Below are 25,474 nucleotides of genomic sequence, written 5' to 3'. Positions count from 1 at the left end.
TCCATCGTCATGGCCGGGGTTGACCCGGCCATCCACGACTTGAAAGGACCGCACCAGGGAAAGAGGTCCCCGGCTCGCGGCCGGGGATGACGGTGGAGTATGGCGGACAAGCGACACGGCGCGAACCTGGATCCGGTCGCCGGTCCGCGCAGGGCCGAAGATCAGAGCCGATCGAGGGGAGGATCGCCCTCGCCGAACCAGTTCTTTTTTATCAGCGCCTTCGCTTCATCGGCGGCCGAGGCGTCGCCCCGCGCCTCGGCGGCCCGGAGCAGCCCGGCGGCGGCCCAGCCATTGTTGGGCGCCCGCTGGATGGCCTCCCGGAAGGCGGCCTGCGCCTCCTCGGGCTTGCCCTGCTGCAGCAGGGCCGCGCCGAGCGACTGGTGTACCGGATAGTACCAGAAGGGCGGCTCCATGTAGGGCAGCCGGTCCTGGATCCCGGCGGCTTCCGAGAAGTGCGCGGCGGCCCCTCCATGATCGCCCTTAGCCTGGGCGATCCGGCCCTCGATCACTTTCGCCTCGATGGCGAGGATGTCCGGACCCGGCACGCCGAGATCGGGCAGCGCCGTGATCTCCGGCGTGTTCGCCAGTGCCGCGATGGCGGATACTTCGGCACGCGCCTCGTCATCCCGTCCGAGCCGCGCGAAGGAAATCCCGCGGGCATAGTGCCATGCGGCGCGCACGAAGGGGAAATTCGCATCCGGCGCAGGCAGGGCCAGCACCTCCTCCGGCTCGGAGAAGCGCGCATGGGCCGTATAGGCTGCCGCGGCGATGGGCTGGGTCCAGGGGACTTCGCGCTGGGTGCGGTCTGAGACGATGCCGCCGAGCTTCTCGGCCGCCATCACGGCGGTCCTGCCGTCTCCGCCCATCAGGGCCGATGCCATCACGAAGTGAACGTTGTGGGCGTAGTAGCCCTCCGAATAGAGCAGGCTTGCGCCGCCCTTCTTCAGCAGCGCTTCGTCGGCGGCGGCGGCCTGGATGTTCGCGTCCAGGCTCTCGCGCCAGCGGCCGAGGCGGTACCAGATGTGGCTCGGCATGTGCACCAGGTGCCCGGCCCCGGGCATCAGCGCCGCCAGTCGCGCCGCGTGAGGCGCTGCGCGCTCCGGCCGGTCGGAGGCCTCGACGGCGTGAATGTAGAGGTGAATGGCCCCCGGATGGTCGGGCTCCGCCCGGAGGGAGCCCACCTGCCGGTCGCCGAGCACGCCCTCGATGAGCTCGACCATGCGGGCGGTCCTGCCCTTCGGGGTCCTGCCTCCGTCGGCCCAATAGTCCCAGGGGCTGAGATTCATGAGCGCGTCGGCGGTCAGGAGCGCGACATGGGGATCGTCGGGGAAGCGGGCCTGCACGGCCTCCATCGCATCCGCATAGGCCTGGTCCAGCGCCTTGCGGTCGGCTTTCGGATCGGGCGAATGGCGCTGCGAGAGTGCCTCGATGAGGGCAGCCTCCACCCCGCCGGCGGGCGCAAGGCGCTTGGCCTGTTCGAGCGCTACGAGCGCACGAGCATTGGCGGCCGCTTCCATCGGGTAGTTGATATGCGGTCCCAGCACCCACGCCTCTCCCCAGAGGCACATTGCGCAATCCGGATCGAGATCCTGCGCCGCCCGGAAGGCCCGGGCCGATTCGGCGTGGTTGAAGCCCCAGCCGAGGCGGTAGCCCTGATCGAAATAGGCGCGGGCCTCCTGCACCGATGGACCGACGCCGGACCACGTGAACCGGCCGAGGTTGTCGTAGACGGGCGGCCTCTCCTCGGCGCGTGGAGCCGCCGCGCCTTTCGGGAGATCGCGGCTGTAGGCTCCGAGCTCGTTGCGCGCCGGCGGCTGAGGATGTGTCCGATGATCGGCCTGTGCCAGGGTCATCCGCGGGGCCGGACCATGACCCGGTCCGTGGCTCAGCCCGTGGAGGAACTTCACGCGCGGGCTGTTGTGGTCGCCGAGAGGACAGGCGGCGGCGGACGTCGCCAGAGCAAGGGTGGCGGCCGCGCTCGTCATGAGCAGGACGGATGCGGTCGAGCGCTTCGTTAGGCGAGTCGTCATGAGAAGCCTCCCATGTCAGCGGAACGGATTGCAGGCAAAAGACGGTCCGAGAGCCTGCCGAATCCACCCTGCCGGGTTGCGTCGCCTGCCGGTCCGCGGGAGGTCTCGGGTTCTCCGGGCGACCGGCGCCATAGGCGAGGATATTCGCTCCGTTCCCCGCAGAGCTTTCCTGCCGGGGAACATTCTCACCCTGCCTCCCTGGCGGGCGAAGGTCTGTGACCTTCGTCACATCTCGTTCCCTGGGTTTTGAACGGGCCCGTGCCGCCCTACCTTGAGCGCAAAAGCTCCCGGAGAGATCCATGCCATGGTCCATCCCCGTCGCGCGCATCGCCGGCACCGAGGTGCGCATCCACATGACCTTCCTGCTGTTCCTGATCTGGATCGGCGCGGCGCAATGGCGCGCCGGGGGACAGGCGGCCGCCTTCGACGGCGTGCTGTTCATCGTGCTGCTCTTCGCCTGCGTGCTGGCCCATGAATTCGGGCACATCCTCGTGGCCCGGCGCTACGGCATCAGGACGCCCGAGGTGACGCTCTGGCCCATCGGCGGCGTCGCGAGCCTGGAGCGCATTCCCGACAAGCCCCGCGAGGAGCTGGCGGTCGCTGCGGCGGGGCCCCTGGTGAACGTGGCGATCGCGGCTGCGATCATCCTCGTCCTGGACCTGAGCATCGACACCGCCGCCACGACGGCCCTCGAGAACCCGCAGGCAGGCATCATGGCCAGGCTTGCAGCCGCCAACATCTTCCTCGTGGTGTTCAACATGATCCCGGCCTTCCCCATGGATGGCGGGCGCGTGCTGCGGGCTCTTCTGGCGATGCGCATGAACTATGCCGACGCCACCCGCATCGCGGCGCGGATCGGCCAGGGCGCAGCCTTCCTGTTTGCCCTCCTCGGCCTCTTTATCAATCCGATGCTGATCGTCATCGCCCTTTTCGTCTATCTCGCCGCCTCCGCGGAGGCGCAGGACGTGTCGTTCCGGGGGGCGACTCAGGGGCTGCCCGTGCATGCGGGCATGATAAGTCCCGTCGAGACGCTGGCCGCCTCCGCGAGCCTGGACGATGCCGTCGACCTGATGCTGCGCACCGCGCAGAAGGAATTTCCGGTGGTCGACGGATCAGGCCACCCACGCGGCCTCCTGACCCGCGACGGCCTGATCGTCGCCCTCCGGCAGGGTGGACCCGCAACTCCCGTTCTCGAGGTGATGGCCCGCGACATGCCGACGGTCCAGGAATGGCAGCCCTTCGAGGCGGCCGTCACCCTGCTCAACAAGGCCAGAGCTCCCGCCGTTCTCGTCCTGAACCGCGATCAGCGGCTCGTCGGGCTCCTGACGCCCGAGAATCTCGGCGAGATGATGATGGTGCGCAGCATCCGTCCGGACTGGCGGTTCCGCACGCGCCGGCCTTACGCGTGAGCGGAACCACGTCTTCGGACACGCCGCGCTTCCGAGGCGGGGATAGCGGGGACCAGCCGGCCAGGACGAAAACGGCACATCCGCGAGGAGCGGCCGGATCTCCTCCTCACGTCCTCCCCGTCGAGGCGGACCGCTCTCTGGAACGGCCCCGCTCGGCCCTTGAAACGGCCCGCTCATCAAAGCTTCGAGAGGCGCCCTATTGCCGCCGCAGACTAATTATTATATTGCAGCTCATCAGTTTTCCGCCCGGTTTGAGCCATGGGCGCGGCAGAGCTTGCCGCGAACCGGGCCGCTTTGACTTGAAAGACCCCTTATGAAACTGCGCAATATCGCCATCATCGCACACGTCGACCATGGCAAGACCACTCTCGTCGACAAGCTGCTCCAGCAGTCCGGCGCGTTCCGCGAGAACCAGCGCGTCGAAGAACGCGCGATGGATTCCAACGACCTCGAGAAGGAGCGCGGCATCACTATCCTGGCCAAGGCGACCTCGGTGGTCTGGAAGGACACCCGCATCAACATCGTCGACACGCCGGGCCACGCCGATTTCGGCGGCGAGGTGGAGCGCATCCTGAGCATGGTGGACGGCGCCATCGTTCTCGTCGATGCGGCCGAAGGCCCGATGCCGCAGACCAAGTTCGTGGTGTCCAAGGCCCTCAAGATCGGCCTCAGGCCCATCGTGGCCATCAACAAGATCGACCGTCCCGACGCCCGCCATCAGGAGGTGATCAACGAGGTGTTCGACCTGTTCGCAGCGCTCGACGCCACCGACGAGCAGCTCGACTTCCCGATCCTCTACGGATCCGGCCGCAACGGCTGGATGGCGCAGTCCCCGGAAGGCCCGAGCGACCAGGGCCTGGCCCCGCTCTTCGACCTCGTCCTTGAGCACGTGCCCCCGGCCAAGACCGAGGAAGGCCCGTTCCGCATGCTCGGCACGCTGCTCGAATCCAATCCCTTCCTGGGCCGCATCGTCACGGGCCGGATCAGCTCCGGCACGGTGAAGCCGAACCAGTCGATCAAAGTGCTCGACCGCGAGGGCAACGTGGTGGAAACCGGCCGCGTGTCCAAGATCCTGGCCTTCCGTGGCCTGGAGCGGCAGCCCATCGACGTGGGCGAGGCAGGCGACATCGTGTCCATCGCGGGCCTCGTGAAGGGCTCGGTGGCCGATACCTTCTGCGCGCCCGAGAACGACATTCCGATCCAAGCCCAGCCCATCGATCCGCCCACCGTGACCATGTCCTTCATCGTCAACGACAGCCCGCTCGCGGGCACCGAGGGCGACAAGGTGACGAGCCGTATGATCCGCGACCGCCTGTTCAAGGAGGCCGAAGGCAACGTGACCCTCAAGATCGAAGAGGCGGCCGACAAAGACTCGTTCTACGTCTCGGGTCGCGGCGAATTGCAGCTCGCGATCCTGATCGAGACCATGCGCCGCGAGGGCTTCGAGCTCGCCGTGTCGCGTCCCCGCGTGGTGTTCGAAAAGGACGAGAACGGCCAGCTTCTCGAGCCCGTCGAGGAAGTGGTGATCGACGTGGACGAGGAGTTCTCCGGCGTCGTGGTGCAGAAGATGTCCGAGCGCCGCGCCGAGATGGTCGAGATGCGCCCCTCCGGCGGCAACCGCCAGCGCCTCGTGTTCTACGCTCCGACCCGCGGCCTCATCGGCTACCAGAGCGAGCTTCTGACGGATACCCGCGGCACGGCGATCATGAACCGCCTGTTCCATGCCTACGAACCCTACAAGGGCGAGATCGCCGGCCGCCGCAACGGCGTGCTGATCTCCAACGATTCGGGCGAGGCGGTGGCCTATGCGCTGTGGAACCTGGAGGACCGCGGCCCGATGATGATCGAGCCCGGTTGGAAGGTCTATCAGGGCATGATCGTCGGTGAGCACAACCGCGAGAACGACCTCGAGGTGAACGTGCTGAAGGGCAAGAAGCTCACCAATATCCGCACGACCTCCAAGGACGAGGCGGTGCGCCTCACCCCGCCGATCCGCATGACGCTCGAGAAGTCGCTCGCCTGGATCCAGGACGACGAGCTCGTGGAAGTGACACCGAAGTCGATCCGCATCCGCAAGGCGATCCTCGACCCGAATAACCGCAAGCGCGCCGAGAAGCAGAAGGAAGCGCTGAGCGCTTGAGGCAGCGCCTCGGGCACACGTTGAAAGGCCGCCCATCGGGCGGCCTTTTTCGTGCCGTCGGTCAAGTTCCCGTCAGTTCGTCATGGCCGTCCCCGAGACGAAAAGCGCTGCATCTCGGGTGATCGGGATCACCGGCACAAGGCCGTGATGAAAGAAGGGGCTCATTACCCCTCGGCCTTGTCGTCCTGGCCCTTCTTGGCGCCCTCGCCCATGGGATTGGTCGAATCCTCGCCGGACGCGCCGGGGCTCTCGCGGCCCTGCGGGGTCAGGCGCGGAGCGCTGATGTCCTTCTCATTCGCCTGGCTGGACTTGTCGTCGGAGTGAGCCATCGCTGCTGTCCTTTCTCTTGCCTCAGGTCGGGCCGCCGGAGCCGCTCGTCGGCCCGGAGCCGGATTCGGAGCCCGCATCGCCTTCATTGCCGAGTGAGCGCGAGCCGCTGGGATCGGTCTGGCCCGTGGCGCGCCCGCCGGCATCGGTGCCGCTCGGCGGGCTGCCCTTCGGACCGCCCGGAATGGTGCTGGAGCCGGTTCCCGTCGCGTTCGTTTCATCGACCGAGCCGCCGAGGTCGAAGCCTGGCCGGTCATCGGATCCGGGCCGCGGATTGCGCGCCGCGTCTTCAGGGTCGGGCCGCTCGGTGGGGACACGCGGACCGGAATTCGGATTTTGGGTCATCTCGGGTCCTTCACGAGCTGGTGGAATCGGTTGCGTCGCGGTCGCCCACATCCGGCAGGGCTCCCGTGCCGGGGGTCGCATCCGGATTCGTCAGCGACGGCTTTCCGTGCGGGCCGACCGCGGGCGGGACAGCGCCTGGCTTGTTGTCGGACGAGCCCGCGCCGCCGGCATTCGGATCCGGCCGTTCGGAATCGACGTGCCTCTTCGTGTCCTCGGTGTGGTTGCCGTAGCCTGCATTACCCATGTGGCTCTCCTGTCAGCCCTGATCCTTGCCGTTGACGGTCGTCGCGCGCTCGATCGCTTCGGCCGTCGCGTCCTTGTCCTGCGGCGAAAGCGTTGCATCGCTCAGATGCTTGGTGGCTTCGGGAGTCTCGGCGGCGGTGAGCTCGTCATGGCCGTCCATGCCCGCCTGGCTCGTCTGACCCGTCTGGCCCTGGCGATAATTATAGGCCTCGCCGCCGGGCTCGCTCCAGACGCGGCGGAGGGTGGCGTTGCCTTCGGGTCCGCCCTCGCGGTTCGGATCGACCGGACTGTCGATGCCGCCGCGCTGCTCGTTGCGGATCTGGTCCGCGTCCTGGTCTTTCAGCGAATGAGGCGCCTTGCGCTCCGCCATGATCAACTCCTTCGGAATATCCTTGAATTCATGAGCTTTCAGGAGAACCCGACGGGTTTGGGGAAGTTCTGGCCAAGCTTGCGGCCCCAAAAACAAAAAGGGCGGCTGAGAACGCCGCCCTTGCAGGATCGGTCAGGAAGGGGCTCAGAGCCCCTCGAACAGGGCCGTCGAGAGATAGCGCTCCGCGAAGGACGGTGCGACCGTGACGATGCGCTTGCCCTTGAACTCGGGCCGGGCCGCGATCTCCAGGGCCGCCGCCACATTGGCGCCCGTGGAGATGCCGGCAGGAATGCCCTCGAGCCGGGCGAGCCGGCGCGACATGTCGAACGCCGTCTGGTTGCCGATGGTGATCACGCCGTCGATGAGGGAGCGGTCGAGCACGTCCGGCACGAAACCGGCTCCGATGCCCTGGATCTTGTGCGGGCCGGGCTGGCCGCCGGAGAGCACTGGGGAATCCTCGGGCTCCACGGCGAACACCTTCATGGCGGGCAGGCGCGGCTTGATGACCTGGGCGACGCCGGTGATGGTGCCGCCGGTGCCGACACCCGCCACGAAGACGTCGAGCTGGCCGTCGGTGTCGTTCCAGATCTCCTCGGCGGTGGTCCTCCGGTGGATCTCAGGGTTGGCCGGGTTCCGGAACTGCTGCGGAATGACGGAGCCCGGAATCTCGTTGAGCAATTCCTCGGCGCGGGCGATCGCGCCCTTCATCCCCTGCGGGCCGGGGGTGAGCTCGAGCTCGGCGCCGAGATAGGCCAACATCTTGCGGCGCTCGATGGACATGGTCTCAGGCATCACGAGGATTAGACGGTAGCCGCGGGCGGCCGCCACGAAGGCGAGCGCGATACCGGTATTGCCGGAGGTGGGCTCGATCAGCGTCGCACCGGGCCCGATCCGGCCAGCGGCTTCCAGTGCGTCGATCATGCTGACACCGATACGGTCTTTCACGCTGGAGATCGGGTTGAAGAATTCGAGCTTGAGGAGGATCTCCGCATCCACTCCGTGTTCCCCCGGCAGCCGGTTCAGCCGCACGAGCGGAGTGTTGCCGATCGTCTCCGTAATGGAGCCGTAGACGCGGCCTCGGCCGGGCTTTGCGGGGGCGTCCGAGGCGTTGAGGGTATCAGCCATAAAGTCCTCCATGAGAATGGGAGGATTCTAGTCTTTCTCGCAGCAAGTGTCGATAATTGCCTTAAATTACAAACTATATCGTAAAATCGACCGACGTGACCGGTTCGCCGACCGCTTCGGCCTGAGCCCGATTGCACAGATCCTCCACCGTCACCTTGTCGAGTTCAGCGAGAAAGGCTTCCGTTCCCTTCATGACGAGGGGAGCCACCACGGCTTCCGCCAGACGCGATTCCGGAACCGGCGAATTGCCTTCGTCCTCCTGCGCCGCCATGGCGATGCGCACGATGTCGCCCGCCGTGATGCGCCGCCGCTCGCGGGCGAGCTCGTACCCGCCGCGGGGACCGCGCACGCCTTTCAGGATTCCCTGCCGCACCAGGGCCTGCAACACCGGCTCCAAGTAGCGCGGCGGCAGGTTGTGACGGGCGGCGAGCGCCTTCGCCGAGACCGGCATGGGGCGCGCATGGAGCGCAATGTCGGCGACGGCCGCGATCGCGAGCAGGGAACGGCGAGAGAGAAAGTTCATCGCGTGCCTTTCAGTTCAAACCCGTCGATCCGAACCCGCCTGCGGCCCGTGGCGTATGATTGACGGCGGCGACCTCCACCACCTCCACCGTGGTGACCGGCGCAACGATCATCTGCGCGATGCGCATGCCGCGCGTGACGGCGAAGGGCTCTGTCCCCAGATTGACGAGCAGCACCTGCACCTCGCCGCGATAATCCGCATCGATGGTGCCGGGCGCATTGAGAACCGTCACGCCGTGCCTGAGAGCCAGGCCCGAACGCGGGCGCACCTGCGCCTCGAAGCCCTGCTCCAGCTCGATCATGAGACCGGTGGGAACGAGCCTGCGCTCCATGGGCGCCAGCACCACCGGCGCATCGGCCGGGTTGGCGGCGCTCAGGTCCATGCCCGCCGCGCCCGCCGTCTCGTAGCGCGGCAGGGACAGGTCCGCGCCGTGGGCCAGGCGCAGCACGCGCAGCACATGCGTCATGGTTCCGTGCCTCCGATCAGCGCGCCCACATGGGCGACGAGCCTCTCGGCGACCTCCGTCTTCGAGAGCGTCGGCCAGGTCTCGATGCCCGACCGGGTCACGAGATGCACCGTATTGCTCTCGCCGCCCATCACGCCCGTGGCGGGTGAAACGTCATTCGCGACGATGAGATCGCACCCCTTCTTCGCGAGCTTCTGTCTGGCGTGCTCGATCACGTTCTCCGTCTCGGCGGCAAAGCCCACCATCAGCGCGGGACGGTTCTGCGGAAGATGCGAAACGGTCGCGAGAATGTCGGGGTTTTCAGCAAGCGATAGATTCGGCAGGGTGCCCTCCTTCTTCTTGATCTTCTGCCCACCCGCGTCGGCCACGCGCCAATCGGCGACGGCGGCGGCGAAAATGCCGATATCGGCGGGCAGCGCCCTCTCGACCGCTTCCAGCATTTCGCGTGCGCTCTCCACATGGACGGTGGTGACGCCTCGCGGATCGGGCAGGTCGACAGGGCCGGAAATCAGCGTGACGCGCGCGCCCGCCTCGCTCGCGGCTTTCGCGATCGCATGGCCCTGCCTGCCCGAGGAGCGGTTGGCGATGTAGCGCACCGGATCGATCGGCTCGTGCGTCGGACCCGAGGTCACGATCACATGCTTGCCCGCAAGCGGCCCCGAGGGAGCCAGCAGACGCTCGACCGCAGCGGCGATCTCCAGCGGCTCGGCCATGCGGCCGGGGCCCACTTCGGCCTCCGCCATCGCGCCCTCGTTCGGCCCGACCACATGAACGCCGTCTTCCTGCAGGGTCGTCAGGTTGCGCCGGGTTGCCGGATGCAGCCACATGCGCACGTTCATGGCGGGCGCGATCAGAATGGGCAGCGTGGTGGCGAGCAGCACGGTGGAGGCCAGCTCGTCGGCATGGCCGCCGGCCATCTTCGCCATGAGATTGGCGGTGGCGGGCGCGACCACCACGAGATCCGCGTCGCGCGCCAGCTTGATGTGGCCGATATCGGCCTCGTCCTCGCGGTCGAAAAGATCGGTGTGCGTGCGCTGCCCCGAAAGGGCGGAGGCCGCCATCGGCGTGATGAAGTGCTGCGCCCCCTGGGTAAGAATGCAGCGCACGGATGCGCCGCGCTCGCGCAGGCGCCGGATCAGATCGAGGGACTTGTAGGCCGCGATCCCGCCCCCGATGACGAGGAGAATGCGTTTGCCGGAAAGCGCCGTCATGCGAAACCTCTCAGCAGCATGATCATCAGCGAGACGGCGATGATCCACAAGGCCGCCACGCCCCAGCGGTTGCCGCGCGCTTCCGCGCGCCCGATGGCGGCGACGCTCACCTGGTCGAGGGAGACGCCCCGGGCGGTCACCGCCTCCATCTGGCTGAGAACGCGCTCGGCGCGAAGGGCAAGTTCCGGCAGATCGCCGATGACTCCCGCGAGCGTCCACAGGCCGCGGCCCGCCTGCTCCACGCGGCCCAGAGGCCCGAGATTGCGCTCGATCCAATCGCGCACCACCGGCTCGGACGTGGTCCACATGTCGAGTTTCGGGTCGAGGGTGCGTGCGACGCCTTCCACCACGACCATGGTCTTCTGCAACATCACGAGTTCGGTGCGCGTCGCCATGTCGAACAGGGCCGTGATCTCGAAGAGCAGCGTCAGGAGCTTCGCCATCGAGATCTCGTCCGCGCGCCGGTCGTGAATCGGCTCGCCGATGGCGCGGATCGCCTGGGCGAAATCCTCGACCGAATGGTGCGGCGGCACATAGCCCGCCTCGAAATGCACCTGCGCCACGCGCAGGTAATCGCGGCGGATGAAGCCCAGAAGGATCTCGGCGAGGAAGCGCCGCTCCTTCATGCCGAGGCGGCCCATGATTCCGAAATCGACAGCGACGAGACGGCCTTGAACATCCACGAACAGGTTGCCGGGGTGCATGTCCGCGTGAAAATAGCCGTCGCGGATGGCATGGCGCAGAAAGGATTGGATCACCGTGCGCGCGAGCGCCTCGCGGTCGAAGCCCGCGCGCTCGATGCCCTCGATGTCGTTGAGACGGATGCCGTCGATCCAGGTCGTGGTGAGCACGTCGCGGGCCGTGAGATCCCATTCCGGCTTCGGCACGCGGAAATCCGGATCCTCCTTGGTGTTCTCGGCAAGCTCGGAGACGGCGGCGGCTTCGAGCCGCAGATCCATCTCGACGGAAACGGAGCGGGCGAGCGTCTCCACCACCTCCATGGGCTTCAGACGGCGCGCATCGGGCACCATGCGCTCGAAGAGGCGGGCCGCCGCGCGCATGGCCTGAAGATCGCGGGCGAAGCCCTCGCGCACGCCGGGGCGCACCACCTTCACGGCGACAGTCTCCTCGCCCTCCGGGGTGCGGATACGCGCCTTGTGCACCTGCGCAATGGAGGCTGCCGCCAGGGGCTCGCTGAACTCGAGGAAGAGATCGCCGATGGGCCGCCCGAGCGCGGCCTCGATCACGGCCACGGCCTGGGCGCGCGGGAACGGAGGCATCCGGTCCTGCAGGCGCTCGAGATCGCGCGCCGCCGCCACGCCGACGATGTCGGGGCGGGTCGCGAGAAACTGGCCGAACTTCACGTAGGAAGGTCCGAGCCTCGTCAGCGCCTTGGAGAGGCGCGCCGCGCCATCCTCCGCCTGCGGACGCTCGATCACGCGGGCCAGCCTCAGGGCGAGGCGCGCGGATGGCGGCAGGGTGCTCGGATCGAACAGGCCGAGGGCGCCTTCCCGGGCGAGAACGAAGCCGGCGCGCAGATTTCGCGCGAGATGAACGATGCTGCCGATCACGCTTATATCTTCCAGCCGGAATGGAGGGCGACCACGCCTGCGGTGAGCTGGCGATAGGTGACGCGCCTGAACCCTGCCTCCTCGATCATGCGCGCGAACGCGGCCGGCGGCGGGAAGCGGCGAATGGATTCGACGAGGTACTGATAGGATTCCGCGTCCCCCGTCACCATCCGGCCCATGCGGGGGATGACGTTGAAGGAATAGGCGTCGTAGATCCTGTCGAGCACCGGCACGTCCACCTTGGAAAACTCGAGGCACAGGAAACGCCCGCCGGGCCTGAGCACGCGATGCGCCTCGCGCAGGGCCGCGTCGATGCGCGGCACGTTCCGGATGCCGAAGGCGATGGTGTAGGCGTCGTACGTGTTGGATTCGAGCGGCAGCTCCTCCGCGTTGGCCTCGACGAAGTCGATGCGGCCGTCATAGCGATGGCCGGCGCGCTCGGCGCCCACCTTGAGCATCTCGCCGTTGATGTCGAGCACGGTCACATGGGTCTGCGGACCGCCCGCATCCAGAATGCGGAAGGCCACGTCCCCAGTGCCGCCGGCCACGTCCAGATGGCGGAAGGTCCGGTCGCGGGGCGGGCGAAGGGTGGATACGAGGGCGTCCTTCCAGAGGCGGTGAAGGCCCGCGGACATGAGATCGTTCATGAGGTCGTAGCGGCTCGCCACCGAACGGAAGACCTCGTTCACGCGGTCCTGCTTCTCGCCCAGGGGCACGGACTGAAACCCGAAATGGGTGTTCTCGTCTGTCATGATCCTCGATAACCTTCTCTGGCATCCTGAACGCGATCCATAGCGGAAGCGCGGCCCGATGGCTATGTAAGGAGACCCAGGAACCGAAGAGATGGTTGATGCCCGAGCTGCCTGAAGTCGAAACCGTGCGCCGGGGCCTGGAACCCGCGATGGTGGGCGCCCGCTTCACCAGGGTGGTGCAGCGCCGCCCGGACCTGCGCTTTCCGTTCCCCGACCGGTTCACGGAGCGCCTGGAGGGACAGGAGGTTAGGGCTCTGGGCCGCCGGGCCAAGTATCTGCTGGCGGACCTCTCATCGGGTGAGGTGCTGATCATGCATCTCGGCATGTCCGGCCGCTTCCTGGTCACGAAAGGGGGAGAGACCCGGATGCCGGGTGAGTTCCACCACGAGCACGGGGGCGTTGGCGCCCACGATCACGTGACCTTCGAGCTGTCGAACGGGATCAGCGTCACCTACAACGATGCCCGCCGCTTCGGCTTCATGGACCTCCTCCCCCGGCCCGAGATCGCAACCTCCAGGCATTTCGCGGGCATGGGCATCGAGCCCCTCGGCAACGAACTCTCGGGCGAGGCCATCGCCACTCTTTTCGCGGGACGGCGCACGCCCCTGAAAGCCGCCCTCCTCGACCAGCGCCTCATCGCCGGACTCGGCAACATCTACGTCTGCGAGGCCCTGTTCCGCACCGGCCTTCATCCCGAGTCCCCGGCCGGCTCGCTCGCCACCAAGTCCGGCAAGCCGACGGAAGATGCTCACCGGCTCGCGCAGGTGATCCGCGACGTTCTCTCGGAAGCCGTCCTGGCGGGCGGCTCCACCCTGCGCGACCATGCGCAGGTGGACGGCTCGCTCGGTTACTTCCAGCACTCCTTCCGCGTCTACGCCCGGGAGGGCGAGCCCTGCGTGACGCCGGAATGCACCGGCACGGTCGCGCGCCTCGTGCAATCCGGCCGCTCCACCTTCTTTTGTCCGGTCTGCCAGAAGCCGCCCCGCGCTCGGTAACGTGATCGGGCGCGCCCGGATCTCCCTGAAAAAGCCCGAAAAAGCGTGAAGTCTTCCGACTGCAGGTTGCGACCTTCCCGTCGGCATCTTCTGCATGACAGGCTCGCGACCGCTTGAACGGAAGGTTCAGGAGGAACCGCCATGGCCAAGCTCGATGCCCTTTCCCACGTCCAGAGAGGCCCGGTTTCGGAGGGCCTCACGATCCGCAGGATCGGCACCTCCGATCTCATGGATGCCCTGAGACGGGGCATCGCCGATTTCTGGGCCGCCCCGACCCATATCTTCTTCATCTGCCTGATGTACCCGATCCTCGGCATTTTCTTCGCAGGGCTCGCCTTCGGCAACAACATGCTGCCCCTCCTCTTCCCCCTCATGTCGGGCTTTGCCCTGGTGGGGCCGCTCGCGGCCGTCGGGCTCTACGAGATCAGCCGCGAGCGGGAGCGCGGGCAGGACGTGTCCGTGAGCAGCGTCTCCAACGTCTTCCGCTCGCACTCCATCGGCTCCATCGCTGCGCTCGGCGTTCTGCTGATGGTGATCTTCATCACTTGGCTGCTGACGGCGCAGGCGCTCTACCAGTCGCTGTTCGGCTGGCAGGCGCCGCAATCCATGGGCACCTTCCTCCAGGAGGTCTTCACCACCCGGAACGGCTGGATCCTCATCGTCGCCGGCAACGCTCTCGGTTTCATTTTCAGCGCCATCGTGTTCTGCCTGAGCGTGATCTCGTTCCCGCTCCTGCTCGATCGGGACGTGGGCGCGATCCCGGCGATCCTCACCTCCTTCAGGGCCGTGGCTGCCAATCCCGGTCCCATGCTCGTCTGGGCGCTCATCGTCGCCGGGATGCTCGTGATCGGCTTCATCCCGCTCTTCATCGGGCTTGCCGTGGTGCTGCCCATCCTGGGCCATGCGACTTGGCACCTTTACCGGAAGGTGGTGGAGTGAGCCCCGCTTCTCGCCATCCCGATGAGAGAAGGCGCGACGTTCCACGGATCGTGATCACCGGCACAGGGCCGGTGATCACGCGGGAGAAGTGTGAGCGACGGCGACGTGCAGCAGCAGTTTGATCTTGCCGAGCCCCGCCACCTCCCGTAACCCAGGGAGGAAGAACAATGGAGGTGGCGGCCATGGCCTATGAAACGATCATCGTCGAGACGCGCGGCAAGGTGGGTCTCATCACCCTCAACCGGCCCCAGGCTCTCAACGCCCTCAACTCGGCCCTCCTGAACGAGGTGAACCAGGCGCTCGACGCCTTCGAGGCCGATCCGCAGATCGGCTGCATTGTGATCACCGGGTCCGAGAAAGCCTTCGCCGCCGGCGCCGACATCAAGGAGATGGCGTCGCTGACCTATCCGCAGATCTATCTCGACAACCAGTTCTCCGGCTGGGAGAGGGTGGCGGGTCGTCGCAAGCCGATGATCGCGGCGGTGGCGGGCTTCGCCCTCGGCGGCGGCTGCGAGTTTGCCATGATGTGCGACTTCATCATCGCCGCGGACAACGCCAAGTTCGGCCAGCCCGAGATCAAGCTCGGCGTCATGCCGGGCATGGGAGGAACGCAGCGTCTCACCCGCCTCATCGGCAAGGCCAAGGCCATGGAGATGTGCCTGACGGGCCGCATGATGGGAGCCGAGGAGGCCGAGCGCTCGGGCCTCGTTGCCCGCGTGGTGCCTCTGGCGGATCTCATTCCCGAGACCATGAGGACGGCTCAGACCATCGCCTCCATGTCGCTGCCGATCGCCATGATGACGAAGGAAACCATCAACCGCGCCGACGAGGTGTCCCTCTCCGAGGGCATCCGCTTTGAGCGGCGCGTGTTCCATGCCATGTTCGCCACCGCCGACCAGAAGGAAGGCATGGCAGCCTTCGTCGAGAAGCGCGCGGCCGAGTTCAAAGACCAGTAACCTCAAAAGACAGTCATCTTGCCCGATATCGGTTTCGACATGATCGCGGCGCTGGCCGCGATCTCTTTTTTTGCAGGCTTCGTAGATTCCATTGCAGGCGGCGGCGGGCTTCTCACCGTACCGGCCCTCCTGCTCGCGGGCATGAGCCCGGCGAGCGCCATCGCCACCAACAAGGTGCAGGGCGCCTTTGCCGCCGCTTCCGCCACCTACACCTTCGGGCGGCGGGGCATGATCGAGTGGCGTAGGGCCTGGGTCTTCACCGCAGTGGCCTTCGTCAGCGGGGTCGCCGGCGCGCTCTGCGTACGCTTCCTGCCGCAATCCGTGCTCCAGACCCTGATCCCGGTGCTGCTGATCGCCATCGCCCTCTATTTCGCCCTGTCGCGAAAGGTGAAGGACGAGGATGCCCAGGCCCGGATGACGGCGCTCACCTTCGGTGTCACGGCCCCGGTGGCCGTGGGTTTCTACGACGGCATCTTCGGGCCGGGCGCGGGCTCCTTCTACATGCTGGCCTTCGTGACTCTCCTCGGCTACGGGGTGGTGCGGGCCACCGCCCATACCAAGCTCCTGAACCTTGCGAGCAACCTGGGCAGTCTTCTTCTCTATGCGGCCACCGGAGCCGTGGTCTGGCCCGTGGGGCTGGTGATGGCCGGGGCCTCGTTTCTCGGGGCGCAGGTGGGCTCGCGGCTCGCCATGCGGCTGGGAGCGCGGCTCATCCGCCCGCTGCTGGTGCTGGTCTCGGCGGCCATGGCGCTGAGGCTTCTCCTCGATCCTGCCAATCCCTGGCGGAACATGCTGCCGTAAGGGATCCTCAAGAGCCCCGAGGCGCTTTTTTGACGCGCAAAGGCCTACGGACATTGACCTTCCCGAGGATCGCGTCTATAAGCCGCCCCACACGAGCCCGCGCGTCCCGCGGGCTCTTCGGTTTCCATTCATCAACCGGTCGCTGACGGGGCTCCAAGCCGGGCTTGTCGCGTCGGACTTTAACAAACGAGGATTGGCCATGGCCAACACCGTGTCCGCCAAGAAGATGACCCGCAAGATTGCGAAGCGCACCGCGATCAACAAGTCGCGCCGCAGCCGCATGCGGACGTTCATCCGCAAGGTCGAAGAGGCGATTGCCTCCGGCAACCAGACCGAGGCCTTCGCCGCCCTGCGCGCCGCAGAGCCGGAAGTGATGCGCGCCGCCCAGAAGGGCATCGTGCACAAGAACACCGCCTCCCGGAAAGTGTCGCGCCTGACGAGCCGGATCAAGGCTCTGAGCGCCTAAATCGCTTCAGACGTTACGACGATCATCAAACCCGGCCCGGCGGCCGGGTTTTTTGTTGCCCCGAATCCTTCATCGATGCCGCAAATCCCAAACCCAGGCCTCTGCCTTCACCTTCGGCCAGCCTTTGAGGGTACGGCAGGAGGGATCGGCACAGAGGAAGGCGGAGCAGACACCCCCACGGAGAAAGGAACGCCGAACTCCTCCGTGACAGGGAGGCGCAGCTATCCCGCCCGCAGGCGCGCCCCGCTAAATGCCCTGGCCCGAGCTTCTGAAAAACGGCCTGCCTGCCGTGGCGGTCAGACGGCAAAGGGCGTCGACTGGGAAGCCGTTTTCCTGCCGTCGTTTTATCCACACAAGAGCTTGACTTTGAGATCGAAAGACGGGGTGAGAACACGCGTGGCGTGGATTCAAATTGCACATGAAATGCCAAGATCGCTCAATAGCTTAGCAGGCAAAGGTTCGCAAAGCATCGGAATCACACACCGAGTCACTCCGAATCGACGCTGAATCAAGGTTGCGGAACAAGCTTTTTTCACACGCCGAAACGAGCCGGGGCGACACTGTGAATCAGTTGAAGAGTCAGGACTTTATCGCCGCACCCCAAAACCTGTGGACGGGTCTGTGGGCCGTTTTGGGGATCATGGCCTACCGCCTGTTGACTCGACGATGTTGCGGACCCTCTCCCAGCCTGTATAAGGTCAACTTGCTTCAACGGCTTGCCGTTAAGTCATCCACTCAAGTCCCGAGCTATAGAACACAACCACGGGGTTAGGGCTTTGTTTCAGTTTCACAAGAAGCAAACGAAAACACATCCCTTACCCAGGAGTAGACTTGGTTGAGCTTGAAGAGATGCACAAGAGGCGACGTTTTCAGATCGCCTTGACTTAAAAGCAGCTTGCTAATCTTTAGTACAATTGGGGGCACCACGTTCTGAACAACCTGTGAATCAGGGCTGGTATCTGTTCAGAACGGGTCATGCGTGGGGGTTTCAGCCAAGTCCGGCGAAGCCTCGTGGAGGGAATTTGATGTATCGCAGCGAGGACCATCGCACCTTTGCCGCTGCCGACGAGAGCGGCATGGAGACTTCAGGCGAGCAAACGGCAGCGGATGTCTGGGCGCGGGTGAAGCGCCGCCTGCGCGCCGAGCTCGGCGAGGACATTTTTGCCAGCTGGTTCGGCCGCCTCGAACTGGATTCGGTGGTAGAAGGCTGCGCCTACCTGACGGTGCCCACTCGCTTCCTGAAAAGCTGGATCGAATCGCATTACGTCGACCGTGTGCTGTCAGTTTACCGCTCAGAAGCCAAGGACGTGGAGCGCGTGGTAATCGGCGTGCGCAACTCCCTTGGCCGCGAATCGCTCCCCCAGCGCCGCACGAGCGACATGTCCCGTCCGAGCACACCGGCCCCCATGCCGATGACCGCCCAGGCCAGCGAGCCCAAGGTGCCGTCGCTCGCGCTCCCCCACGAAGAGCGGACCGAGAATTCCGATCTCGGCGGCGCGCCGCTCGACCCGCGCCTGACCTTCGAAAGCTTCATCGTCGGTCGTTCCAATGCGCTGGCACACGCAGCCGCCGACCGGGTGGCCCATGCGCCAAACGGCCAAGTGATCTACAACCCGCTTTATCTTCATGCGGGCGTGGGCCTCGGCAAGACTCATCTGCTTCACGCCATTGGCCATGAGATGCGTACGCAAGGCCGCCGAGTCATCTATCTCACCGCCGACCGCTTCATGTATGGCTTCGTCGCCTCCCTGAAGGCGCAGACGTCGCTCGCCTTCAAGGAGCGCCTGCGCGGGATCGACCTGCTCATCATCGACGATGTGCAGTTCATTCAGGGAAAGCAGATCCAGCAGGAATTCGGCCATACGCTCAATGCCCTCATCGATGCGGGCCGCCAGATCGTGATCGCCGCCGACCGCCCGCCGGCGGATCTCGAGAATCTGGACGAGCGCGTCCGCTCCCGCCTCGCAGGCGGCTTGGTGGTCGAGGTCACCGCGCTGGACGAGGCCCTTCGCACCTCCATCCTCACCACCCGCATCGAGGCGCTGAAGAGCATCCATCCCACTTTCGAGGTCGGCCCCAACGTCATTGCTTACGTGGCCCGCTCGATTACGGCCAACGGCCGCGATCTCGAAGGCGCGGTGAACCGCCTCCTGGCGCACGCCACGCTCACCGGCTCGGCCATCACCCTCGAAACCGCCGAGATCGCGATCCGCGACCTCGTGCGCAACCGGGAGCCGAAGCGCGTCAAGATCGAGGATATCCAGAAGCTCGTGGCCTCGCGCTACAACGTCTCACGCTCGGATATCCTCTCGGAACGCCGCACCGCCGCCGTGGTGCGCCCGCGGCAGATCGCCATGTACCTGTCTAAGGTGCTGACATTACGTTCGCTGCCGGAGATCGGCCGCCGCTTCGGCGGGCGCGATCACACCACCGTGCTCCATGCGGTTCGCAAGATCGAGAAGGCTCTGGGCGAGGACCATGCGCTCTCGGACGAAGTCGAACTCCTCAAGCGGATGCTGCAGGAATAAGGCGCCGGGGCCGCAAACGCCCCGGTTGAGCCCCCGCCGGATGCCGGTGGCCTTGCTTTCTCCGAAAACAAACGCCAATCTTGCCGCCCCGCTTGTCGCGCCGGCGGCAGGCCAAGAATTTCACCGACAATAGGTGTCGCCTTATGAGAGTTACTGTTGAGCGCGCCGCTCTTTTGAAGGCGCTGGGGCACGTGCACCGCGTCGTCGAGCGCCGCAACACCATCCCGATCCTGTCGAACGTGCTGCTGCGCGCCGAGGACGGCGCTTTACGTCTGCGCGCGACCGACCTGGATATCGAGGTGACGGAGACGATCCCCGCCGAGATCACGGAGGCAGGCTCGACCACGGTGCCCGCCTACATGATCTACGATATCGTGCGAAAGCTGCCCGAGGGTGCGCAGGTGTCGCTGGAGATGACGGCGGATATGGGCCAGATGCAGATCCGCTCGGGCCGCTCGCGCTTCATGCTTCAGGCCTTGCCGGAAAGCGACTTTCCGGATCTCGCCGCCGGCGACCTCCCGCACCGTTTCACCTTGGCGGCCAGCGATCTGAAGCGCCTGATCGAGAAGACGCAGTTCGCGATCTCGACGGAAGAGACCCGCTATTACCTCAACGGCATCTATCTCCACACGCTGGATGTGGGCGGCGCGCTCATGATGCGTGCGGTCGCTACCGACGGCCATCGCCTCGCCCGCGTGGAGCTCCCTGCCCCCGCCGGATCGGAAGGCATGCCCGGCGTGATCGTCCCCCGGAAGGCCGTGGCCGAGATCGTCAAGCTCGTCGAGGACGGTTCGGAGAACATCTCCGTGGAGCTCTCCTCCGCGAAGGTCCGCCTGACCTTCGACGGTGTGGTGCTGACCTCCAAGCTGATCGACGGCACCTTCCCCGACTACCAGCGCGTCATTCCGGCCGGCAACGACAAGATCCTCGTGGTCGAGCGCGGCGACTTCGCCAAGGCGGTCGACCGCGTCTCGACGATCTCCTCGGAACGTGGCCGTGCCGTGAAGCTGGCGCTCGCCGACGGACGCCTGACGCTGACCGTCAACAACCCGGATTCCGGCAGCGCGACGGAAGAGATCGAAGTCGATTACGACGCCGCTCCGATCGATATCGGCTTCAATGCCCGCTACCTTCTCGATATCACGGCCCAGCTCGACGGCGACACCGCCCTGTTCAAGCTCGCCGATCCCGGCTCGCCCACCGTCATCCAAGACCGCGAGGGCGCAGCCGCGCTCTACGTTCTGATGCCGATGCGCGTGTAGGTGTCACAACATCATCCCGGGCAGCCTCGACCGATCCGGCATCGTCTCCAGACTAAACTCCACGTCGCCCCCGGCCTTGGGCGGTGACGGCGCTCGCTTGAGGCACTACGCTTCTCGCATCGTTGCGGCCGGGCTTGCCCCGGCCGCAACGATGAAGGACTCGCAATCATGAGAAACGCGCGTTGACCGTGCCAGCGCTTGATCTTTCGCGTCCGCTCCTGAAAGAAGGGAGCGCATGTCCTTCTCTCCCGTCGCCGCTTCCCGAATCGTCCGCCTGATTCTCCAGGATTTCCGCACCTATGCGAACCTGGACCTTCCCGTGTCACGCCAGCTCGTGGCGCTCGTGGGCGAGAACGGGGCCGGCAAGACCAACGTGCTCGAGGCGATCTCTCTCTTCATGCCCGGGCGGGGCCTGCGCCGCGCGGAGCTCGGCGATATGGCGCGCCAGGATGGTCCGGGCTCGTTCGCGGTTTCCATCACCCTCGATGCTCCTTACGGCGAGCATCGGCTCGGCACGGGGCTTGAACCGCAAGGCGAAGCCGGCCGCGCCTCGCGCCTCTGCCGCATCGACGGCATGGCGGCCTCCTCGCCGACGGCCTTTGCCGAGTTCCTGCGGGTCGTTTGGCTCACGCCCGACCTCGATGCGCTGTTTCGTGGGCCCGCCGGCGACCGCCGCCGCTTCCTCGACCGCTTGGTGCTCGCGGTGGATGCGGAGCACGGCACCCGCGTGAATGCGCTGGAGCGCGCCCTGCGCTCCCGCAACCGCGTGCTGGAGGAGACCCCCGACGACCGGCTCTGGCTCGATGCCCTGGAACGCGAAGTGGCGGAACTCGCCATTGCGGTGGCGGCGGCCCGGCGCGAGACCGTGGAGAGGCTTGCCGCCCTGATCCTGGAAACGCGGGAGGAGAACTCCCCCTTCCCCTTCGCCACAATGGGCCTCGAGGGCGAGATCGACATGCTGGTCTCGACGCTTCCCGCCGTCGATGCGGAGGATCGCTACCGTGCGATCCTGCGCGACAACCGCGCCCGCGACCGTGCTGCCGGACGCACCCTCGTGGGGCCACAGGCATCCGACCTGCTCGTGCGCCATGGTCCCAAGGGCATTGCGGCCAATACCGCGTCCACCGGGGAGCAGAAGGCGCTCCTGATCGGCCTCGTGCTCGCCCATGCGCAGCTGGTCGCCAGCATGAGCGGCATTGCCCCTTTCGTGCTCCTGGACGAGGTGGCGGCCCATCTCGATCCGCGTCGCCGCGCGGGCCTCTTTGCGGCGCTGGAGAAGCTGGGTGGACAGGTCTGGATGACAGGCGCGGATCCGAGCCTCTTCACCGAGCTCGGAGGCCGGGCGGATGTGCTCCAGGTCTCCCCCGGTGTGATCGAACACATCACAACTTTCTGATGGCGTGGAAGGCTGTTCCGGCCTATGAGCAATCCGCAACACCATTTCATGAGCCGGTGATCGCCATGGAACCCGCAGGTCTGATCCTGTTCTCGTCCGCTCTCTTCATCGCCGCCGCCTCTCCAGGGCCCGGGATCGCCGCCATCGTGGCGCGGGTGCTCGGGCGCGGCCCGAAGGAAGCCCTATCGTTCAGCATCGGGATCGCGGTGGGCGACGTGGTGTGGCTCACCTTCGCGGTCCTGGGTCTTGCCGCCCTGGCCCAGACCTTTCACGAGGTTTTCCTAGCGATCAAATACGCCGGTGCTGCCTATCTGCTCTATCTCGCGTACAAGCTCTGGACGGCCCCCGCCACGACGCGGGAGGTCGAAGCCGAGAAGAGGGCCGAGCATCCGGCCAGGCTTCTGCTGGGCGGGCTGGCGCTCAGCCTGGGCAATCCGAAGACCATGGTGTTCTACCTGGCGCTTCTGCCCACGTTCCTCGATCTCACACGGATCACGGTATTGGGCTATGCGGAACTCGCCCTCGCCACCCTGGCCGTTCTGGCGGTGGTGTTCGGCGGCTATATCGCGCTTGCAAGCCGCGCCCGTCGGCTCTTCACCAGTCCCGGCGCCATCCGCGTTCTCAACCGCTTCACGGGAATGGTCATGGCCGGTGCGGCGGCAGCCGTGGCGGCCCGCTGACCGGTGCCGGCAATCGCCCGCTTTCTGCTCCGGTCGTGCTCTGGTCGTGCTCTTGCCTTGCCTGTGCCTGCGCCTTTCATGAGCGTTACTGGCGCTGGCGGGACTGTTTCAACGCGCTTGGCCGCTGTTACGATACGGAAGCAGGTGTGACGACGGAAGCGGCAGGCCCGATCCGGGGAGCGTCGGCGCTCGTTTTCGGCCTTCTCGCCCTGAGGAGCCTCCGCCGCCTCCTGAGACAAAGAACCGCCCCTCGAAGACCCTGAAACGGCACTTTTCCGTGGATTTTTCCGCCCCGAACCACGCGCGCGTATGCGCGCGGGGGTGAAATTTCAACCAATCGTCACTAAATATCTGATCTGACGAATCAAAACCCTGGCGCGCGCCTTATCCTTTCCGCCGCGCCTCGCAAGGATCCCATATGGCCGAACCTGCTATCAACGTGAATGCCGACGCTTACGGCGCGGAATCGATCAAGGTGCTCAAGGGCCTTGATGCGGTGCGCAAGCGGCCGGGCATGTATATCGGCGATACCGATGACGGCTCGGGCCTCCACCACATGGTCTACGAGGTCGTGGACAACGCCATCGACGAGGCTCTGGCCGGTCACGCAACGGAAGTCACCGTCACGCTCAATGCCGACGGCTCGGTGACCGTCACCGACAACGGCCGCGGCATCCCCACCGACATCCACGCGGGCGAAGGCGTCTCGGCGGCCGAGGTCATCATGACCCAGCTGCACGCGGGCGGTAAGTTCGACCAGAACTCCTACAAGGTTTCCGGCGGCCTGCACGGCGTGGGCGTGTCCGTGGTGAATGCGCTCTCGACCTGGCTGAGGCTTCGCATCTACCGCAACGGCAAGGAACATTTCATGGAGTTCCGCCACGGCGATGCCGTGGCTCCGCTCGCCGTCGTCGGCGATGCACCGGACAAGCGCGGCACGGAAGTGACCTTCCTGCCTTCGCCTGAAACCTTCACCATGGTGGAGTTCGACTATTCCACCCTCGAGCATCGCCTGCGCGAGCTGGCGTTCCTGAACTCGGGGGTGCGTATCGTCCTCACCGACAAGCGCCACGCGGAGCACAAGCGCGAGGAGCTGATGTACGAGGGCGGCGTGGAAGCCTTCGTGCGCTATCTCGACCGTGCGAAGACCCCGCTGATCCAGCAGCCCGTGATGATCCGCTCCGAGAGGGACGGCATCGGCGTGGAAGTGGCGCTGTGGTGGAACGACAGCTACCACGAGAACGTATTGTGCTTCACCAACAACATCCCGCAGCGGGATGGCGGTACGCATCTGGCGGGCTTCCGCGCGGCGCTCACGCGGCAGGTGAACGGCTATGCGGAATCCTCCGGCATGACGAAGAAGGAAAAGGTCTCGCTGACCGGCGACGATTGCCGCGAGGGCCTGACCGCCGTCGTATCCGTGAAGGTGCCCGATCCGAAGTTCTCCTCCCAGACCAAGGACAAGCTCGTTTCCTCCGAAGTGCGCCCCGCGGTCGAGAACGTGGTGAACGAGGCGCTCAACAACTGGCTCGAGGAGCATCCGCAGGAGGCCCGCACCCTCGTCGGCAAGGTGGTGGAAGCCGCCGCCGCGCGCGAGGCCGCCCGCAAGGCGCGCGAGCTCACGCGCCGCAAAGGGGCGCTCGACATCGCGTCGCTGCCCGGCAAGCTCGCCGATTGCCAGGAGCGCGATCCGTCGAAATGCGAGCTCATCCTCGTGGAGGGCGACTCGGCGGGCGGTTCGGCCAAGCAGGGCCGGGACCGCTCCTTTCAGGCAGTTCTCCCCCTGCGCGGCAAGATCCTCAACGTGGAGCGCGCCCGCTTCGACAAGATGCTGTCGTCCCAGGAGATCGGCACGCTGATCACCGCGCTCGGCACCGGCATCGGCCGCGAGGAGTTCAACCTCGACAAGCTGCGCTACCACCGCATCATCATCATGACGGACGCGGACGTGGACGGCTCGCATATCCGCACGCTGCTGCTCACGTTCTTCTTCCGCCAGATGCCGGAGCTGATCGAGCGCGGGCACCTCTACATCGCGCAGCCGCCGCTCTACAAGGCGACCCGCGGCAAGCAGGCGATCTACCTCAAGGACGAGCGCGCGCTGGAGGACTTCCTCATCGACGCGGGCATCGAGAGCGCCTCGCTCAAGCTCGAGACCGGCGTGGAGTTCCAGGGCGGCCAGCTCAAGAGCCTGATCGACGAGGCGCGCCTCGTGCGCCAGGTCTTGAACAACCTGCATACGCGCTACAATCGCAAGGTCGTCGAGCAGGCGGCCATCGCGGGCGCGCTGCGCCCGGACGTGGTGGAGGATCCCGAGCGCGGTCCCGCGGCCGCCGCCTACATCGCAACCCGCCTCGATGCGATTTCGGAAGAGCTCGAGCGCGGCTGGACGGGTGAGGTGAGCGAGGGCGGCTACGTCTTCTCGCGCACCGTGCGCGGCGTGACGCAGACGGCCGTTCTCGACCAGGCCCTGATCGCCAGCCAGGAGGCGAAGAAGCTCGACGAACGCGCCAAGTCCCTGCAGGACGTCTATGCCAAGCCCGCGAAGCTGGCGCGCAAGAACGACGAGATGCAGATCGACGGACCACTCTCGCTCTTCAACGCCGTCATCGCCTCCGGCCGCAAGGGCCTGCAGCTCCAGCGCTACAAGGGCCTCGGCGAGATGACCGCCCAGCAGCTCTGGGAGACCACCCTCGACCGCGACGTGCGCTCGCTCCTGCAGGTGAAGGTGAAGGACACCACGGACGCGGACGATCTGTTCGTGAAGCTCATGGGCGACGTGGTGGAGCCCCGCCGCGAATTCATTCAGGAGAATGCCCTCTCGGTGGCCAATCTCGACGTGTAAGGGACCGCTCCGGAGAATGCCCTCTCGGGGGCCCGGCCCCGGTCCCGGCGCGGACTTTTGGAAAAGGCCCGCCTTCCTTCGGAGGGCGGGCCTT

At 66.1% G+C, this 25,474-nt stretch carries 23 protein-coding genes; 12 read left to right on the top strand and 11 right to left on the bottom strand.

From position 1 onward, the window contains the following. Positions 1–161 precede the first annotated feature (161 nt). A complete protein-coding gene (locus tag GR328_RS11145; RefSeq protein WP_160884597.1) occupies positions 162–2,030 on the bottom strand; it encodes a tetratricopeptide repeat protein in 1,869 nt (622 codons plus the stop codon). Positions 2,031–2,329: 299 nt separating this feature from the next. Between GR328_RS11145 and GR328_RS11140 the strand changes: the two genes are divergently transcribed. Beyond that, positions 2,330–3,439 (top strand): site-2 protease family protein, encoded by a 1,110-nt coding sequence (locus GR328_RS11140; protein ID WP_160884596.1) that lies wholly within the window; start codon positions 2,330–2,332, stop codon positions 3,437–3,439. 313 nt (positions 3,440–3,752) lie between these two features. Continuing rightward, entirely contained in the window at positions 3,753–5,579 is a 1,827-nt protein-coding gene (gene typA, locus GR328_RS11135) for a translational GTPase TypA (RefSeq protein WP_160884595.1), read from the top strand. Positions 5,580–5,743: 164 nt separating this feature from the next. On the opposite strand, the gene GR328_RS26665 is transcribed toward typA, so the two are convergent. The 10 genes from GR328_RS26665 to ubiE form a co-directional block, all read right to left on the bottom strand. Beyond that, positions 5,744–5,908 carry a hypothetical protein gene (locus GR328_RS26665; protein ID WP_170304115.1) on the bottom strand — a complete coding sequence of 55 codons (165 nt, stop codon included), beginning with the start codon at positions 5,906–5,908 and terminating at the stop codon, positions 5,744–5,746. Between the two features lie 22 nt (positions 5,909–5,930). Then, positions 5,931–6,251, bottom strand: a complete 321-nt coding sequence (locus GR328_RS11130; RefSeq protein WP_160884594.1) for a hypothetical protein — start codon at positions 6,249–6,251, stop codon at positions 5,931–5,933. 10 nt (positions 6,252–6,261) lie between these two features. Next, on the bottom strand, positions 6,262–6,495 hold the full coding sequence (locus GR328_RS11125) for a hypothetical protein (RefSeq protein WP_160884593.1): 234 nt from the start codon (positions 6,493–6,495) through the stop codon (positions 6,262–6,264). A 12-nt stretch (positions 6,496–6,507) separates the two neighbouring features. Further along, the gene (locus GR328_RS11120; protein ID WP_160884592.1) at positions 6,508–6,864 is read right to left on the bottom strand and encodes a hypothetical protein; all 357 of its coding nucleotides are present in this window, start codon (positions 6,862–6,864) and stop codon (positions 6,508–6,510) included. A gap of 144 nt (positions 6,865–7,008) precedes the next feature. Beyond that, a complete protein-coding gene (gene cysK, locus GR328_RS11115) occupies positions 7,009–7,989 on the bottom strand; it encodes a cysteine synthase A (RefSeq protein ID WP_160884591.1) in 981 nt (326 codons plus the stop codon). Between the two features lie 73 nt (positions 7,990–8,062). Further along, positions 8,063–8,512 carry an RrF2 family transcriptional regulator gene (locus tag GR328_RS11110; protein WP_160884590.1) on the bottom strand — a complete coding sequence of 150 codons (450 nt, stop codon included), beginning with the start codon at positions 8,510–8,512 and terminating at the stop codon, positions 8,063–8,065. Positions 8,513–8,522: 10 nt separating this feature from the next. Continuing rightward, positions 8,523–8,978 (bottom strand): dUTP diphosphatase, encoded by a 456-nt coding sequence (gene dut, locus GR328_RS11105; RefSeq protein ID WP_160884589.1) that lies wholly within the window; start codon positions 8,976–8,978, stop codon positions 8,523–8,525. Continuing rightward, the gene (gene coaBC / locus GR328_RS11100; RefSeq protein ID WP_160884588.1) at positions 8,975–10,189 is read right to left on the bottom strand and encodes a bifunctional phosphopantothenoylcysteine decarboxylase/phosphopantothenate--cysteine ligase CoaBC; all 1,215 of its coding nucleotides are present in this window, start codon (positions 10,187–10,189) and stop codon (positions 8,975–8,977) included. Before coaBC ends, dut begins: the two co-directional genes overlap by 4 nt. After that, positions 10,186–11,760, bottom strand: coding sequence for a 2-polyprenylphenol 6-hydroxylase (gene ubiB / locus GR328_RS11095; protein WP_160884587.1), 1,575 nt, complete (start codon positions 11,758–11,760; stop codon positions 10,186–10,188). Before ubiB ends, coaBC begins: the two co-directional genes overlap by 4 nt. A 2-nt stretch (positions 11,761–11,762) precedes the next feature. Next, on the bottom strand, positions 11,763–12,512 hold the full coding sequence (gene ubiE, locus GR328_RS11090; protein WP_160884586.1) for a bifunctional demethylmenaquinone methyltransferase/2-methoxy-6-polyprenyl-1,4-benzoquinol methylase UbiE: 750 nt from the start codon (positions 12,510–12,512) through the stop codon (positions 11,763–11,765). Positions 12,513–12,610: 98 nt separating this feature from the next. Here ubiE and mutM point away from each other — a divergent pair, with 98 nt between their 5' ends. The 10 genes from mutM (at position 12,611) to gyrB (ending at position 25,380) form a co-directional block, all read left to right on the top strand. Further along, positions 12,611–13,507, top strand: a complete 897-nt coding sequence (gene mutM / locus GR328_RS11085) for a bifunctional DNA-formamidopyrimidine glycosylase/DNA-(apurinic or apyrimidinic site) lyase (protein ID WP_160884585.1) — start codon at positions 12,611–12,613, stop codon at positions 13,505–13,507. A gap of 141 nt (positions 13,508–13,648) precedes the next feature. After that, positions 13,649–14,446 carry a DUF2189 domain-containing protein gene (locus GR328_RS11080; RefSeq protein WP_160884584.1) on the top strand — a complete coding sequence of 266 codons (798 nt, stop codon included), beginning with the start codon at positions 13,649–13,651 and terminating at the stop codon, positions 14,444–14,446. Positions 14,447–14,628: 182 nt separating this feature from the next. Next, positions 14,629–15,402, top strand: a complete 774-nt coding sequence (locus tag GR328_RS11075; RefSeq protein WP_160884583.1) for an enoyl-CoA hydratase — start codon at positions 14,629–14,631, stop codon at positions 15,400–15,402. Positions 15,403–15,441: 39 nt separating this feature from the next. Then, positions 15,442–16,203: a TSUP family transporter gene (locus tag GR328_RS11070; protein ID WP_160884655.1), complete on the top strand. Its 762-nt coding sequence runs from the start codon at positions 15,442–15,444 to the stop codon at positions 16,201–16,203. Positions 16,204–16,402: 199 nt separating this feature from the next. After that, a complete protein-coding gene (rpsT, locus tag GR328_RS11065; RefSeq protein WP_160884582.1) occupies positions 16,403–16,669 on the top strand; it encodes a 30S ribosomal protein S20 in 267 nt (88 codons plus the stop codon). Positions 16,670–17,745: 1,076 nt separating this feature from the next. Beyond that, a complete protein-coding gene (gene dnaA, locus GR328_RS11060; protein ID WP_160884654.1) occupies positions 17,746–19,197 on the top strand; it encodes a chromosomal replication initiator protein DnaA in 1,452 nt (483 codons plus the stop codon). A 143-nt stretch (positions 19,198–19,340) separates the two neighbouring features. Further along, positions 19,341–20,459, top strand: a complete 1,119-nt coding sequence (dnaN, locus tag GR328_RS11055) for a DNA polymerase III subunit beta (protein WP_160884581.1) — start codon at positions 19,341–19,343, stop codon at positions 20,457–20,459. Between the two features lie 235 nt (positions 20,460–20,694). Continuing rightward, positions 20,695–21,855 (top strand): DNA replication/repair protein RecF, encoded by a 1,161-nt coding sequence (recF, locus tag GR328_RS11050; RefSeq protein ID WP_160884580.1) that lies wholly within the window; start codon positions 20,695–20,697, stop codon positions 21,853–21,855. A 65-nt stretch (positions 21,856–21,920) separates the two neighbouring features. Beyond that, on the top strand, positions 21,921–22,535 hold the full coding sequence (locus GR328_RS11045; protein ID WP_160884579.1) for a LysE family translocator: 615 nt from the start codon (positions 21,921–21,923) through the stop codon (positions 22,533–22,535). Positions 22,536–22,953: 418 nt separating this feature from the next. Next, the gene (gene gyrB / locus GR328_RS11040) at positions 22,954–25,380 is read left to right on the top strand and encodes a DNA topoisomerase (ATP-hydrolyzing) subunit B (RefSeq protein WP_160884578.1); all 2,427 of its coding nucleotides are present in this window, start codon (positions 22,954–22,956) and stop codon (positions 25,378–25,380) included. Positions 25,381–25,474: the final 94 nt, after the last annotated feature.

The organism is Microvirga makkahensis, from assembly GCF_009830105.1.
Lineage (GTDB): Bacteria > Pseudomonadota > Alphaproteobacteria > Rhizobiales > Beijerinckiaceae > Microvirga > Microvirga makkahensis.
Note: the sequence above shows the minus strand (reverse complement) of the source record. Positions and strands in the feature narration are given on the sequence as shown.